At 43.9% G+C, this 14308-nt stretch carries 12 protein-coding genes; 9 read left to right on the plus strand and 3 right to left on the minus strand.

The window, feature by feature from the left end; genetic code table 11:
* The first annotated feature begins 29 nt into the window (after positions 1-29).
* The 4 genes from CHJ_RS06300 to CHJ_RS06315 are packed head-to-tail and all read left to right on the plus strand — an operon-like array spanning position 30 to position 6835.
* Positions 30-1877: an HlyD family efflux transporter periplasmic adaptor subunit gene (locus CHJ_RS06300; RefSeq protein WP_317917194.1), complete on the plus strand. Its 1848-nt coding sequence runs from the start codon at positions 30-32 to the stop codon at positions 1875-1877.
* A gap of 59 nt (positions 1878-1936) precedes the next feature.
* Positions 1937-4027, plus strand: a complete 2091-nt coding sequence (locus CHJ_RS06305) for a peptidase M50 (protein WP_317917195.1) — start codon at positions 1937-1939, stop codon at positions 4025-4027.
* Positions 4020-6014, plus strand: coding sequence for a preprotein translocase subunit SecA (locus CHJ_RS06310; protein ID WP_317917196.1), 1995 nt, complete (start codon positions 4020-4022; stop codon positions 6012-6014). Before CHJ_RS06305 ends, CHJ_RS06310 begins: the two co-directional genes overlap by 8 nt.
* Before the next feature lie 5 nt (positions 6015-6019).
* Entirely contained in the window at positions 6020-6835 is an 816-nt protein-coding gene (locus CHJ_RS06315) for an efflux RND transporter periplasmic adaptor subunit (protein ID WP_317917197.1), read from the plus strand.
* Positions 6836-6885: 50 nt separating this feature from the next.
* On the opposite strand, the gene CHJ_RS06320 is transcribed toward CHJ_RS06315, so the two are convergent.
* Both CHJ_RS06320 and CHJ_RS06325 read right to left on the minus strand, forming a co-directional pair.
* Positions 6886-7266, minus strand: a complete 381-nt coding sequence (locus tag CHJ_RS06320; RefSeq protein ID WP_171751806.1) for a VOC family protein — start codon at positions 7264-7266, stop codon at positions 6886-6888.
* A gap of 131 nt (positions 7267-7397) precedes the next feature.
* Positions 7398-8834, minus strand: a complete 1437-nt coding sequence (locus CHJ_RS06325; protein WP_411861559.1) for a coniferyl aldehyde dehydrogenase — start codon at positions 8832-8834, stop codon at positions 7398-7400.
* Positions 8835-9187: 353 nt separating this feature from the next.
* On the opposite strand from CHJ_RS06325, the gene CHJ_RS06330 reads away from it, so the two are divergent.
* A complete protein-coding gene (locus CHJ_RS06330) occupies positions 9188-10759 on the plus strand; it encodes a methyl-accepting chemotaxis protein (protein WP_317917198.1) in 1572 nt (523 codons plus the stop codon).
* A gap of 12 nt (positions 10760-10771) precedes the next feature.
* Here CHJ_RS06330 and CHJ_RS06335 read toward each other — a convergent pair whose 3' ends face one another.
* Positions 10772-11371, minus strand: coding sequence for an EF-hand domain-containing protein (locus tag CHJ_RS06335; RefSeq protein WP_317917199.1), 600 nt, complete (start codon positions 11369-11371; stop codon positions 10772-10774).
* A 232-nt stretch (positions 11372-11603) separates the two neighbouring features.
* Here CHJ_RS06335 and CHJ_RS06340 point away from each other — a divergent pair, with 232 nt between their 5' ends.
* From CHJ_RS06340 to CHJ_RS06355, 4 genes are all read left to right on the plus strand, one after another.
* The gene (locus CHJ_RS06340; protein WP_317917200.1) at positions 11604-12104 is read left to right on the plus strand and encodes a fasciclin domain-containing protein; all 501 of its coding nucleotides are present in this window, start codon (positions 11604-11606) and stop codon (positions 12102-12104) included.
* A gap of 122 nt (positions 12105-12226) precedes the next feature.
* The gene (locus CHJ_RS06345) at positions 12227-12856 is read left to right on the plus strand and encodes an LON peptidase substrate-binding domain-containing protein (protein ID WP_317917201.1); all 630 of its coding nucleotides are present in this window, start codon (positions 12227-12229) and stop codon (positions 12854-12856) included.
* Positions 12857-12922: 66 nt separating this feature from the next.
* Positions 12923-13552 (plus strand): sigma-70 family RNA polymerase sigma factor, encoded by a 630-nt coding sequence (locus CHJ_RS06350; RefSeq protein WP_317917202.1) that lies wholly within the window; start codon positions 12923-12925, stop codon positions 13550-13552.
* A complete protein-coding gene (locus CHJ_RS06355; RefSeq protein ID WP_317917203.1) occupies positions 13545-14300 on the plus strand; it encodes a ChrR family anti-sigma-E factor in 756 nt (251 codons plus the stop codon). Before CHJ_RS06350 ends, CHJ_RS06355 begins: the two co-directional genes overlap by 8 nt.
* Positions 14301-14308 lie beyond the last annotated feature (8 nt).

The following is a 14308-nucleotide window of genomic DNA, read 5'->3' on the forward strand; positions in this document are numbered from 1 at the left end:
CGGAATAGGATAATAAGGTATATGGAATTATGAAAGAGCAGCTCGGTACAACTGAGTCTCAGTTGGCATTTTCCGAACTGACGAGTGAAGCTAAAGATAAGGTAATTGATCACTATTATCAGCAGTGGCTTGAAAAGCACCGCTCTTTTATACCCGGTCTATTATCGGCACAAGTACAGGTCATGCTGGATGACGCCATCGTAGTTACCGCCTCATTAAATGAGGGGGATGATAGCTATGCAGCGTTAGTAAACTTGTCACAACAAGAGTTGCAGAGTGAGCAGCCACAGGTTGCGCAATTAGCCTACAATAAGCAATTTGCACTGCTCTATCCATTACGTGATGAGCAAGGGCAGTTTTTTGCTTTGGTGTCGATGGCGATAGAGGTGGACGATCAGCAAGGGTTACAACAAGCATTATCTCTTGTTCAGTGGAGTGTTGCCGGTTTAGAGGTCATTGAGTACCAACAGCGCCTGCAGAAGATTGATGATGGCCAACAAGATTTGAGTGATCGAGTGGATATTTTGGCTCGGGTATTGGCTGAACCCTCTTATCCGAATGCGGTTATTCGTCTGGTTACTGAGTTGGCTGTGCTGTTTAATTGTGATCGAGTCAGTTTGGGAGAGTATAAGAACAAAGCTTGCCATCTAAAACATCTTTCCCATAGCACTCAGTTTGGCAAAAAAATGAACCTCACTCGTGCAATCGAAAAGACCATGGATGAGTGCCTTGATCAGGGTAAGGTGATGACTTTTCCTGTTAACGATCAATCCGATAGTCAGGCTGCTGGCGCAGACATATTGCTCGCTCATCAGCTGTTGTCAGAAAGTCAGGGAGACAGCTATGTTCTCTCTATTCCCATCTATCTTGCTGGTAGCACTTATGGCGCCATGGTGCTTGAAGCTAACCCCCAAGCCCCCTTAACCCAGCAGCAGATCAATGCATGTCAGGGTATTGTTCACTTAGTTATGCCCGCATTGGAAGATAAAAGAATCAGTGAACGTCCACTGTGGAAAGTGGCGAGTGATTCATTGGCAAAACAGCTGTCTCGCCTTTTAGGTGCTGGATATCTGGGGCGCAAGCTGTTGTTTATTTCCGTGGTCGCGGCGGTCGGATTTTTATCTTCTGCAACAGGAGAGTATCGATTATCCACTGATGCTATGGTAGAGAGTGCTATTCAACGAGCCATTGTTTCTCCTTATGACGGCTACATTCAGTCGGCTAGTGCTCGCGCTGGTGACACCGTTGAACAAGGTCAGATTCTTGTGACCATGGATGATCGAGACCTGCGATTAGAGCGATTAAAGTGGTTAACAGAACAAGCCAAATTGAATCGACAGTATCAAGAGGCACTAGCGCTGCGCGACCGCGCTAAAATCAACATTATTAACGCCCAAGCGGAGCAAGTTAAGGCGCAGATTAACCTGGTTTCCAGCCAACTTGAACGTGGGCAACTTGTGGCGCCATTTGACGGCTTTGTCATAGATGGAGATTTAAGCCAGCGTTTAGGCAGTGCAGTAAGTAAAGGGGATGGTTTGTTGATGGTGGCTCCACAAGATAATTACCGTCTTAAAATGTTGGTGAGAGAGAGCCGTATTGCGGATATTGAACTCGGCCAACAGGGGAACCTATTACTTTCGGCACTACCGGAGCAGAATTACTCATTTTCCATTAGTAAGTTGACGCCTTTAACCATATCGAAAGATGGTCAGAGCTACTTTATTGTTGAAGGAGAGTTTACTGACGACACATTGAACATTGAACCGGGAATGGAAGGGATTGGTAAAATTTATATAGATAACCGAGCTCTTGCCAGTATCTGGTTTAGAGAGGCGACGGAGTGGATGCGCCTAAAAGTATGGTCTTGGTGGGGATAAAAGCTTAAATGTCAGCCTCCTTGTTCAGCTCGTCGTGGTACAAAGTGTCGGATTTGAAAGTGCGCTTAAGAAAACATGCCACTATTCATCGCCATGTGTACCGAGAGACGGTGTGGTACGTTCTTCAAGATCATGTCACAGGGCAGTTTCAACGATTTACTCCCCAAGCATATCAGTTAATCGGATTAATGGATGGGCACAAAACTCTTCAGCAGATTTGGGACATCGCGTGCCATCAGCTTGCGGACGAACTGCCAACCCAAGATGAAGTCATCGCTTTGGTAGGACAGCTAAATAGCGCCAATTTAGTACAAACGGATGCCTTGCCAAATATCGAGGAGCTGCAGAGAAGACAAACCAAGCAGAAACGCAACAAATTGATACAGCAGCTAAAATCTCCTCTTAGTATAAAAATCCCCTTGATAGATCCTGACGCCTTTTTAACCGCTACCATGCCATTTGTTCGCTGGATTTACTCGTGGTTTGGTGGCGCTTTGTGGTTAGTCACCGTGTTGTTTGCACTTGTGTTAGCCACGCTGAATTGGCCATCATTGACTGAAAATGTCAGTGATCGTCTGCTGGCGGTGGATAATCTGTTATTGATGATGTTTGTCTATCCGCCAGTTAAGTTAGCCCATGAACTCGGACATGGTTACGCGGTAAAACGATGGGGTGGTGAAGTCCATGAAATGGGTGTCATGCTGCTGTTATTTATGCCTGTGCCCTATGTGGATGCGTCGTCTGCGTCAGCCTTTAGACATAAGTATCAACGCATGCTAGTTGGTGCTGTTGGCGTTTTAGGCGAACTTTTGATGGCGGCATTAGCCATGATTGTATGGGCATCGGTAGAGCCGGGAATGGTTCGAGCCATTGCGCTCAATGTGATGGTGATTGGCGGTTTCTCAACCTTACTTTTTAATGGCAATCCATTATTGAGGTTTGATGCTTATTATGTTTTGTCTGATTATCTAGAGATCCCCAACCTTGGTAATAGAGGCAACGCGCAGGTGGCTTACTTGCTGAAACGATATTGCTTTGCCATGACTGGCTTGAAATCATCCGCGCAAACCGTATCAGAATCTATCTGGTTAGTGAGCTACGCGGTGGTGGCTTATATTTATCGTCTATTTGTGATGATGGCGATATCTATGTTTATTGCCTTACAGTATTTTTTTGTAGGAGTGCTCTTGGCTACGTGGTCAGTGTGGTCCGGTCTATTTTTACCTGTAATAAAAGTGGTGTCGAAACCTATGACAGATCCGCAGTTGAGGCGTAAGCGTAGCCGAATATATAGCTCGTTGGCATTGCTATTGGTGTCCTGTTTTGTATTGGTATGTCTCGTCCCTTTCCCTTATAAAACCTATTCTCAGGGTGTGCTTTATGTTCCTTCTCAAGCTTATGTAAAGGCAAGTGTGTCCGGATTTGTTACCTCAATTTTGCAAGAGACGGGCAGCCAAGTCGTTAACAAACAACCTCTGGTTGAGATGCAAGATGCCGACATACAGGCAAAAGTAGATGTACTGCGGGCGCAGTTAAACGAGGCTAAGGTTCGTTACCAAGCCAGTGTTGGTGACCGCAGTAGTTCGGACATTTTGTTGCAAGAGATACATTTTATCGAGCAAGATTTGCATCGTTCTACTCAAGAATTAGCGGCATTAACTGTCGAGAGTAAAGCGCAAGGAGAGTGGGTAATTGCCAATCGAGTTGGCTTGGAAGGGCGCTATTTATCTCGTGGCGAAATGATAGGTTATGTGATTGATTACCAGAAATTACCTTTGATGGTGATGATCGCTGAAGATGATATAGATAGGGTCAACCACCAAACATTAGGGATTGAACTGAGATTTGCATCTGATCCTAATCAAGTCTATCTGGCGCAAAAACATAACGATATTTCGGTTTCAACCCAGCAGCTACCTAGCGAAGTGTTAAGTACCAAGGGCGGAGGTGACATTATACTGGACCCTAACGGAGAGCATGGACTGCAAAGTTATCAACGTTACTTTCGTATTGAGCTGGATATAGAGAGTATTCCCAAACAGCGATTCGATGAACGAGTTTATGTTCTGTTTGAGCATCCGCCAGAGCCGTTAATTTGGCGCTGGTATCGAAATGTTCGACGCGTATTTTTAAGAAACTTCGATGTATAAACGTCCGCAAAGAAGGCCAGCGACCACGCTTGACCGCCCACAAAATAATATAGAGCGACAGCTTCTGATGATTCGTTGGTGGCGAGCTATTACCGCTTATGTTAGCCGCCCGGTTCGAGCGTCCAGTTGGTTTTATAGGCCTCTATTATGGCGTATTAAGCGGCGTGGAAAATCATTGCTTAACATCAGTGAACAACAACTGGACGAAGAGATTGTGCTGCTTGGTAAAAAGCTGCGTCAGCAGGGTTTAACCACCTCGCTGGTTGTAGAAAGCTTTGCGATAATAAGAGAAGTTGCAGGAAGAGAGCTATCAATGTGGCACTTCGATAGCCAAATACTGGGTGGGTTAGCGATACTGCATGGCAATATTGGCCAGATGCAGACAGGAGAAGGAAAAACCCTTACGGCTACTTTACCCGTTGCGGCGGCTTCGTTAGCGGGAGTTCCCACTCATTTAGTGACGGTTAACGACTATTTGACCGCTCGGGATGCCGAGTTAATGAAACCGGTATATCAAAGACTAAAATTGAGCGTAGGAGTAATTGTGCAAGGTCTATCTCTACCTCAGCGTCAACAAGAGTATGCCAAAGACATTGTCTATTGCACCAACAATGAATTGGCGTTTGACTATTTAAAAGATGCCATCGTTTTGGATGGGAAAAATCATGCGTTACACCTTTATGGTCTGCAATTACAAGGAGAAGAGCGTATACAGCCGCTTTCTAAGCTGATGCTACGAGGCCTACATTTTGCGGTGGTGGACGAGGCAGATGGCGTGTTACTGGATGAAGCTAATACTCCGTTGATCATTTCAGGTAATGAAGTTCCTCAACAGGCTCAACAACAGGTTTATAAAGAGGCCATGTCTCTGGCGAGCTATATGCAGGAAGGAAAGCACTACCAAATTCTTCGGCAACAGCGGCAAATTGAACTTACGCCTCAAGGAGAAGAGCAAGCGTTAACCATCACAAAAGAGCTGGGACCATTATGGCAAGGCCGGGTAAGGCGATTGGAGTTATTAAGGCAGGCATTAACGGCACAGCACCTATTTCTGCGCGATAAACAGTACTTAGTTGATGATAACAAAGTGGTGATCATTGATGAGCATACGGGTCGTTTGATGCCGGATAGAACATGGCAGCAAGGACTTCATCAACTGATTGAGATTAAAGAAGGGTGCCAACTTAGCGCTCCGAGAGAAACTTTGGCCAGTATTAGTTTTCAAAACTTCTTCCGTCATTATCATCATCTTTCTGGAATGACAGGAACAGCGGAAGAAGTAAAAGCTGAGATGTGGAATGTTTATGCTTTGCCCGTCGTGACGATTCCGACCCATAAGCGCAGTAAGAGGGTATTGCTGCAAAAAGTGGTGACTCGCAGCGACAGTGAAAAATGGCAAGTCGTGACAGAGCGAATTTTGGCAATGCTTAAGCTCAATCGTCCTGTTCTGGTAGGAACACAATCCTTAGCTGCATCGGAACAGCTAAGCTCAATTTTACATGACTCTGCAATTGAACATCAGGTGTTGAATGCCCGGCAAGACAAAATGGAAGCAGACATTGTAGCGAAAGCAGGAGAGGCCGCAAGAGTCACGATTGCTACGAGTATGGCGGGTAGAGGAACCGATATTAAGTTAACCAAACAGGTAGAATTCCTCGGCGGTCTGCATGTCATTATTACTGGATTGCATGACTCATCGCGAATAGATAGACAGTTGCAAGGGCGTTGTGCTCGTCAGGGAGATGCCGGTAGCTATGAGTATATTCTGTCACTGCAAGACAGTATCCTCAGTGATCGATGGTCAAAGATATTGAGTAAAATCATGTTTATCCCTCTTTATCAACCAATTAAAAGCAGGTTACTATTACTCTGTATTCGTTATTGTCAGCGCCGAATTGAGAATGATCATCAGAGAGTTCGCAAAGAGCTATTGAAACGAGATGACAAACAGAACGAACTTCTCTCCTTCACCAATCAAAGGACATAGATTAAATGAAATGGATGTTTACAGTGAGACGGCCCGTCGCGATTAAACAAGTATTGTCTTTTCGGGGATGTAACTTAACAGCTCTGTTCGCCGTTTTGTTTAGTCATATTACCTACGCGGATAGTGTCACTGCCGATACCATGGATATTAACCTTATCAATGATGCACAGCTAAGTTGCCTGTTGGCACCTAGTCGAGAGGTGGAGTTAAGCAGTGCGGTACAAGGTGTGGTGAAATCATTACCTGTTGAGCTTGGAGACCGAGTAAAAAAAGGGCAAGTAGTGATGACCTTAGACTCAACCGTTGAGCAAGCAGCTTTAAATACGGTGAAGGCGAGACTTGAATTTGCTTCTCGGAAAGTAGAGCGAAACGCAGATTTATTTAAAAAGAACCTTATCTCTGACAATGAACAAGATGAAATGTTGACAGAACAGCGCTTAGCGGCCTTTCAACTAACAGAAGTCAGAGTAAGATTGCAGCAGCGCAAAACCATGAGTCCGCTGGACGGGGTTGTGATAGAGAAATTAAAAGAGCCGGGAGAGTTTGTGGATGAGACTCCCTTTTTGCGAATCGTAAGTTTAAACCCAATGCATGCAGAAGTGGTATTGCCTGCCGAGTATTATGGAGAGATTAACCGAGGTAGAGACGTTACCCTAATAACATCTGGAGATAATGCGAGGTTTAAGGGTAAGATAAAAACCGTGGATCCTGTGATAGATGCTGCCAGCAACACCTTTGCTATCATTGTGCAGTTAGACAATAAAAAAGGCCAACTCACGGCTGGCCTTAGGTGTCGAGTAGAGCTCTCTCCGGCGGAATAATCGCAATCCGGTCAAGCATTAGCATCACTAACAGGTAACCCGATCAATGGTTACCACATAAAATGTGTTGCGCAGATTTTATTTCCTGAAGGATCGCGTAGATAGGCTAAATAGAGTTTTCTTTTACCGCTATCTCTTACACCCGGAGGCTCTTCGCATATTGTTCCACCATTTTCTAGTCCTACTTTATGCCAAGTATCAACGAGTTCTTGGCTGCTGGCTTTAAAGCCGATAGTCATACCATTACCTGCCGTTGCTGCTTCACCGTTGAGCGGTGCTGTGATGGAGAAAACACCATGATCACTGAGATAGAAGTAGCGACCTTTATGATCGATGACCCCTTCGGAATACCCCAGAACTTGCAAAATGGCATCATAAAACTTTTTTGATTGCTCGATGTCATTAGCACCTAGCATTACGTGACTGAACATAACTCATCCTTTGTTATAGATTCTTAATAAACAAGTACCTATGGCCTGTTCTCGAAAGATCAACAGACCCTAGAAGCGACTTGAATTCCGTATGTGAAATGCGAACTGCTCTAATGCTTATATGTTGGTAATCAACGCATAAAGAATCGCATAAGTAGTTTTTGCATCCAGCCGCCGTAAGGAGGGTGAATGAATTTACCGCTGTTGAAATTCCCTCTTGTCAGTACAGTTTTTGCGTGACTAAAGGTCAAAAATCCTTCTTTTCCGTGGTAATGCCCCATTCCAGAAGGGCCAATACCGCCAAATGGGGCATCATCTGCCGCCACATGAAATACAGTCTCATTGATACAGACCCCACCTGAATGGGTGTTATTTAATACCTCTTGTTGAACGGCTTCATCAAAGCTCATTAAATATAACGCGAGAGGTCTAGGTCGATCATTGATATGTTGTATCGCTTGCTGGATATCTTTATAACCAATAACGGGAAGCAGCGGGCCAAATATCTCTTGTTGCCGGATTAGCATATCGTCATTGGTGTTTGTGACCAACTGTGTCGGAATCTTGCGTTGCTGATCATTGATTTCATGACCATTAGCGCTGATGACCTCGGCTCCTTTTTCTCGGGCATCATCCAGTAGCTGTTTGATTCGGTCAAACTGACGTTGATTAATAATGCTGCCGTAATCGTCGTTATTGTCAACATCGCCATACATGCGATTAAATTTAGCGCTGTAGGCTTGAATAAATGCCTGCTCTTTGCCTTCTGGCACTAATACATAGTCTGGGGCAACGCAGATCTGCCCTGCATTGAGGCATTTCCCGTAAATCATTCGTTCCACGGCCGTCGTTAGGTCCATATCATCGGCAATAATAACCGGAGATTTACCACCAAGCTCTAAGGTGACAGGCGTCAGGTTGTCCGCCGCGCTCTTCATTACATGTCGTCCAACGGTCGTTGAGCCGGTAAAGAGTAGGTGATCAAACGGCAGTGAGGAGAACTGGGCTGCGATCTCAGCTTCGCCTTCAATACATGCCACATGATCGGGTTCAAATATATCCTTGAGCATCGCCACAATGACGGCATTAGTTTGAGGGGTAAACTCAGATAACTTAATCATTGCTCGGTTACCTGCGGCAAGCGCGGTGATCAAAGGTCCAATAGAGAGCATCACCGGAAAATTCCAGGGCGCAATAATACCGACAACCCCAACGGGTTGATAATGAACCGTCACTTTAGCAGGAGCGAGCAGCAGCCCTGCATGGCGACGACTTGGTTTCATCCATTTCTTTAGCTGTTTGATGGTGTAATTGATGTTATTTATACACGGCAAAATATCGGATATTAAACTGTCATCCACAGAGCGATGACGGTAGTCCTGATTAAGTGCTGTAACCAATTTTTCTTTATTGGCGAGTAGAGCCGACTTTAGCTTGGTAAGTTGTTCAACCCTAACGTGGTAACTTGGATTAGCCTGAGATAGAAAACGTGCTCGTTGTTTGGCAAGTATCTGTTCCATCGATGATTCAAGCTCAATGTTGTTATTTATGTGAGGAGTATTGTCCATATTAACCACGCTAACGGTGCAATTAGTATCATTACTCAAGAGTAATTGTTTCATTACAGCGATTCAATCAATTAAGGCTGGAAGATCGTCGTCTGGCTATTTTTCACAGTAGATAGACTCAAGTGATCTCAAGCTGCTTGTTCAGCGAGAATGTATTGGCTGCTGATTAAGGCACTGATTTGAAGGCATCGTCATTCTACGGCAAGAATTATACAGTCCTTTAAAATGGATTCATTAGATTACGTGAGTATAACTAGAGCTATTATACTTTGGTCACAACGGTATATAGCTCCTACTACCGATGATAAGAGTTGCTATGCTATTTAGGCAGGTTCACTAGTTAGGAGTTGGTGGTGGTATTATCTACAAATCGTAAAGTAACATTGGCGGCTATTTGGGTTACTGCTGCTGTGGTGGCATTTTATTTTTGGGGCTTAGCGGCGGCGGCACTCATTACTATTGTCGTAAGTCTTATCATTGTCGTTTTGTATACTGAAAAGCAGAGTAATAGTGAGATTAAACCTGAAGAGAATAGAGACAACAAACATATAGCCTCATTGATTGCTGATGAGATGAACAGTAGTGCTGTGAGCTCGGCAGAAGTCTCTTTTGCTACGGATCATCTGAAAGAGAGAGTAGGGAATCAGCTGCAATCTGTTGAACATATTAGTGACACCACAAAAGAGATTGCAGATACAGTAACACTGACCTCTTCCTCCGCTTTGCAAACATTGACCGCATCAAAAGATATGCATGAGACAAGCCGGCTAGGTTTGGCTGAACTGCACTCAGCAGTACAGAATATGCAGCAGATAACCACTTACACAACAGCTTCGGTAGAGCAAATAAGCAGCCTTGATGCTCAAGTCACTCGTATTCAAAGTGTGACAAAGGTGATAGAAGATATCGCCTCTCAAACAAATTTATTGGCACTGAATGCTGCTATAGAAGCGGCGAGAGCAGGAGAGTCGGGACGAGGGTTCGCTGTTGTTGCCGATGAGGTGCGAGTATTGGCAAAGCGAACAGCGCAGAGTACCGATGAGGTTACTCAAATTGTCAGTCAGATTTTAGCCGAAACCCATGAGGTAACCGACACAATTCAGACCCTTTCTAATCGAGTTGATCAAGGTGCTAGCAGTGTTGAAAGTGTTGAGAAACGCTTGGGCGTTATCGCTAGTCAAGCTCAGCAAGTTGAACAGCAGGTGTCATCCATCTCTAGCGGCGCATCAGAAAATGAAAAAGGTTTATTAGCCATATCCGGATCGATTATCAATATTCAACAGACGTTGGCGGAAACCGATCATGAGTTGCAGCATCTGCAATCTCAGTCTCGACATTTAATGGAAATGGCGGAGCATAGCAATGCAGTACTGGTCGAACATTATGAGCAAAGTACTCATAGCGAGATCTATAAAATGGCCAGTAATTTAGCATTATCTATCTCTAAGCAGTTTGAAGATGGTATCTCGGCAGGTCAAATAACGGAGAATGAACTGTTTGACCGTCATCATCGTGCAACGAGTACGCCCGGCTCAGGTACTCCAACGAAATATCATACTAAGTACGACAGCTATTGCGACAAAGTACTGCCCGCGATGCAAGAACCGGTTGTTGAGCAACGTAATGAGATTATCTATGCGATTGCGACGGACGATAAAGGGTACGTTCCTACCCATAACAACCAGTTCTGCCAGCCCCTAACAGGGGATGCTGACGTCGATATACTTCAAAATCGGACGAAGCGAATATTTGATGACCGAGTTGGCTTGCGTTGCGGCAAACATACTAAAACCATGTTATTGCAAACTTATAAGCGAGATACTGGGGAGGTGGTACATGACCTTTCGGTGCCAATTTATGTCAATGGACGACATTGGGGCGGCGTAAGAATAGGTTATCACCCTATTCAGGGTGATAACGCATAAAGAGCCGATTAATTAGTTAAAATGCTTACCTAAGTACTCATCAAAAGTAAGCTTTTTATCTTTATTATCATCAAGGTACTGAAAAGACTCATCAACATATTTGTTGGCTTCTGAGTAGTATCCTTGCCAATATTCCATATCTGCTTTGCACTCTACGGGAATATTTTTATCTTGATAACTATCTTCAAGACGTTTTATATAACCGCTTGCTTGATCTTTATATTCTTTCATAGACAGCATATTGTTTTTATCGCTATCGGCTTGTTTAAAAGAGCTCTTCCAGTAGTCGTTGTATACCGTTTCCCCTTTTTTATTAAACTCATCTCTGTTTAGTTTCTTATCTTTATTTTCGTCCATTAATTCAAAGGTTTTTATCAGTTCTGGTTCAACCATTTGCAGAGACTTAGTGGTACAAACAGAAGAAAGTCCAGCAGACCAGCTGTCACCTTCTGAGTCTAAGCCACCATTTTTAAACTCTTGTAGCGAGAGTTGGTTGTCTTTATTACTGTCGAACTCGGTAAACATACTGTCTGTTTGAGCAGACGCAAATACATTGCAGCTGGTAACGGTAGCAATGGTTAATAGATAGGTCTTTAGTTGTCTGTTCATCATTTATCCTGCTTATAGATTGTCTGTTTCTGGCAAGGATTATGAGTGCGGCATGGTTAATTTTACGTTAACTGGTTTGTTTATTTTTTTGAGAGAGAAATGGTGGGTTAAAAATATAACCAAGTAACTTTGTAATTTCTGAGAATGGTGAAAAATATTAATTAATATGATCCATTATAAAAATCTTAACGTATTGCTAGCTGACATTAGGACACTAGGATATAGAGGAACAATTATGTTAAACAAATATATGAAAGCATTTATGTTATTGATTGCTAGCTTCGCTATTGTGGCTTGTTCGAACAACAATCAACACGGTGAGATGAAAAAAGATATCGTAGATATTGCGGTGGAAAATGGCTCATTTACCACGCTAGTCGCGGCGGTTCAGGCCGCTGGGTTGGTCGATACTTTAAAAGGCGATGGGCCGTTTACCGTATTTGCTCCAACGGATGAAGCGTTTGCTAAGTTGCCTTCTGGCACGGTAGAGTCATTATTAAAACCAGAAAACAGAGACCAGCTTGTGGCCATTCTTACCTATCATGTTGTGCCGGGAAAAGTGATGGCATCGGATGTGGTTAAACTCTCTAAAGCAACCACAGCTCAAGGACAGGACGTCAGCATAATGGTTAACAACGGAAGTGTGATGGTAAACCAAGCAAAAGTTTTAGCCACTGATGTAGAAGCGAGTAACGGTGTCATCCATGTCATTGATAGCGTCATTTTGCCAAAATAGAACGACGGTTAAGTCAATTAAGCCAGAGCAAAACAACAATAATCGATAGAGCGCAGTGTGTTTAAGCTGCGCTTTTATTTTATCTGATGAGACAGTTTGCGAATGAGCGATAAGGAGTGGCGATGATAGTAAAAGAGAAGGGGGAGCTGCAGAACCTAGTGGATAAAACAGACCAGACAGTGGCTACGGTTATACCTTCACCTGTTATCCTTTTTCCACAAGGACGGTTACGCTTAACCCTTTACCAACCTGAATACTTGACCTTACTGGCAGATTGTCTGAAGAATGACCAGCCGTTCATTCTCTCTTTTCAAAGTGATGCTCATACGATTAAACTGGGTATATCGGTGAGTCTGGTGAACTTTGATTTGGATAGTAATCAATATCTTACTATTGATGTTCAGGGTGAATATTTGGTTTCACTCTCTAAAATAGAGAAAAACGAGAATGGACTAATGTATGCAGAAGCGCAAGCGTTACCACATTGGACTACTATTAATAGCGATAACCGTGGTAATGGCCATCTTGATAATTCGCTGCCGATACTGGTAAAGAGTTTGCAGAAGCTGTTTGAAAAAAAGATAGAGGTGTCAGCGCTCTATTCACAAAAGCAGTTTCAGAGTATTGAGTGGGTATGCGCAAGGCTTTTAGAACTAACACCAATGCCGTTTCAAGCCAAACGACATTTTCTGGCCGACGATAGTTTTGACGCCGCCATTGAGTGCCTAACCATTATTTTTAATGAAAACTAAAAATAAGTGATCCATTATTACTGTTAACGCGTATTGCCGTAAAACATCCACTAACTGGTGAGCGGTATGCGGCAGAATGTAAGTTCTCAACAGATCCAAAAGGAGCAGATTATCAGCGTTGATTCTCTGGTGCCAATAGAGCTTTCTCACTGGCTAAATCGAGTGGCGGAGCAGAGATGCAAGCAGGCATTTACCCACCTGTTTCAGTTTTTCTCGCCCAAAATTCAGCGTTTTGGCATGCAAAAGTTTAATAACGAAATGCAGGCTAAAGAGTTGGTTCAAGAGACCATGACTTCTATTTGGAAGAAAGCGCATATGTACAGTGACGATAAAGGTGCAGCGACCACTTGGGTCTACACTATAATGCGCAATGCCGCATTTGATATGTTGCGAAAGATGCAACATCGTAATGAGCTCTCGTTGGCTGACGATATCTGGCCTGTGGACTCCATTGTAGAGTCGACGCAGCAAGAGAGTGATGTGTTTAAAGACCATCTAATGTCTAACAAACTTCTTGCGCATGTTGATAGCTTGCCAGATGCTCAGCAAGCGGTGATTAAAGGGGTCTATTTTCAGGAGTTATCTCAAGAGCAGTTAGCGCAACAGCTTGATGTCCCGATAGGAACAGTGAAATCGAGATTGAGGTTGGCATTGGCTAAGCTAAAACAGCATATGGGAGGACAGCACAATGATTAAATATCACCCCACAACAGAAGTATTGCAACGTTTTGCCGCGGGGGAACTGCCCGCATCTGTCTCTATTATAGTTGCTAGCCATGTTGAGACATGCGCCGATTGCCGCGAACAGGTAGAGGCCATTACCGCTGAGATGGCACAACAACTTTTTTCCCAAGAGAGTGCTGCCGAACAAACAAGCTTGGTCGATGTACCCTACAACACAATTTCCAGCCAAGAACATCTGGCGGATCAAATAGCTATAGAAGACCCTATAGCTGATAGTGATGCGTTGGCAATGATCAATAGTATTATTAGTGAGCAGGAGGATAGCACCTCTATTGAACTGCAGTCACAAGATAAATTACCAGAGAGACAGGAAATAGATGTAGCAGGTAAGCGATTAGTCTTGCCTCAGGCGATGCGTTCAATTGCGTTAAAAGAGTGGCAGACGTTGGGTAAGCTATCTCGATCTCGACTGGCACTGGAAGATGACAATTTAAGAATGAGTCTGCTATCTATTGAATCGGGTGGCGGGATCCCTAGCCATAGCCATAACGGTTTTGAAATTACCCTGTTATTGCAAGGTAGCTTTGATGATGAAATGGGGCACTATGCCGCGGGCGATTTTATCTGGCTGGATGGAGAGCATAACCATACACCTGTCACGCAAGAAGGGTGCGTTTGTTTAACGGTATCGAGCGACAGCCTGCACTTTACTAAAGGACTTTCTCAGTTAATTAACCCAATGGGGAAATTTATCTATTAACTGGCAGA

Source organism: Vibrio sp. MACH09 (genome assembly GCF_033238805.1).
Taxonomy (GTDB): domain Bacteria; phylum Pseudomonadota; class Gammaproteobacteria; order Enterobacterales; family Vibrionaceae; genus Vibrio.

Coding starts and splice junctions, on each gene's coding strand:
- CHJ_RS06310 (WP_317917196.1), top strand. CDS start 4,020: ATGTATAAACGTCCGCAAAGAAGGCCAGCGACCACGCTTGACCGCCCA.
- CHJ_RS06340 (WP_317917200.1), top strand. CDS start 11,604: ATGTTAAACAAATATATGAAAGCATTTATGTTATTGATTGCTAGCTTC.
- CHJ_RS06345 (WP_317917201.1), top strand. CDS start 12,227: ATGATAGTAAAAGAGAAGGGGGAGCTGCAGAACCTAGTGGATAAAACA.
- CHJ_RS06300 (WP_317917194.1), top strand. CDS start 30: ATGAAAGAGCAGCTCGGTACAACTGAGTCTCAGTTGGCATTTTCCGAA.
- CHJ_RS06335 (WP_317917199.1), bottom strand. CDS start 11,371: ATGATGAACAGACAACTAAAGACCTATCTATTAACCATTGCTACCGTT.
- CHJ_RS06325 (WP_411861559.1), bottom strand. CDS start 8,834: ATGGACAATACTCCTCACATAAATAACAACATTGAGCTTGAATCATCG.
- CHJ_RS06320 (WP_171751806.1), bottom strand. CDS start 7,266: ATGTTCAGTCACGTAATGCTAGGTGCTAATGACATCGAGCAATCAAAA.
- CHJ_RS06315 (WP_317917197.1), top strand. CDS start 6,020: ATGAAATGGATGTTTACAGTGAGACGGCCCGTCGCGATTAAACAAGTA.
- CHJ_RS06350 (WP_317917202.1), top strand. CDS start 12,923: ATGCGGCAGAATGTAAGTTCTCAACAGATCCAAAAGGAGCAGATTATC.
- CHJ_RS06355 (WP_317917203.1), top strand. CDS start 13,545: ATGATTAAATATCACCCCACAACAGAAGTATTGCAACGTTTTGCCGCG.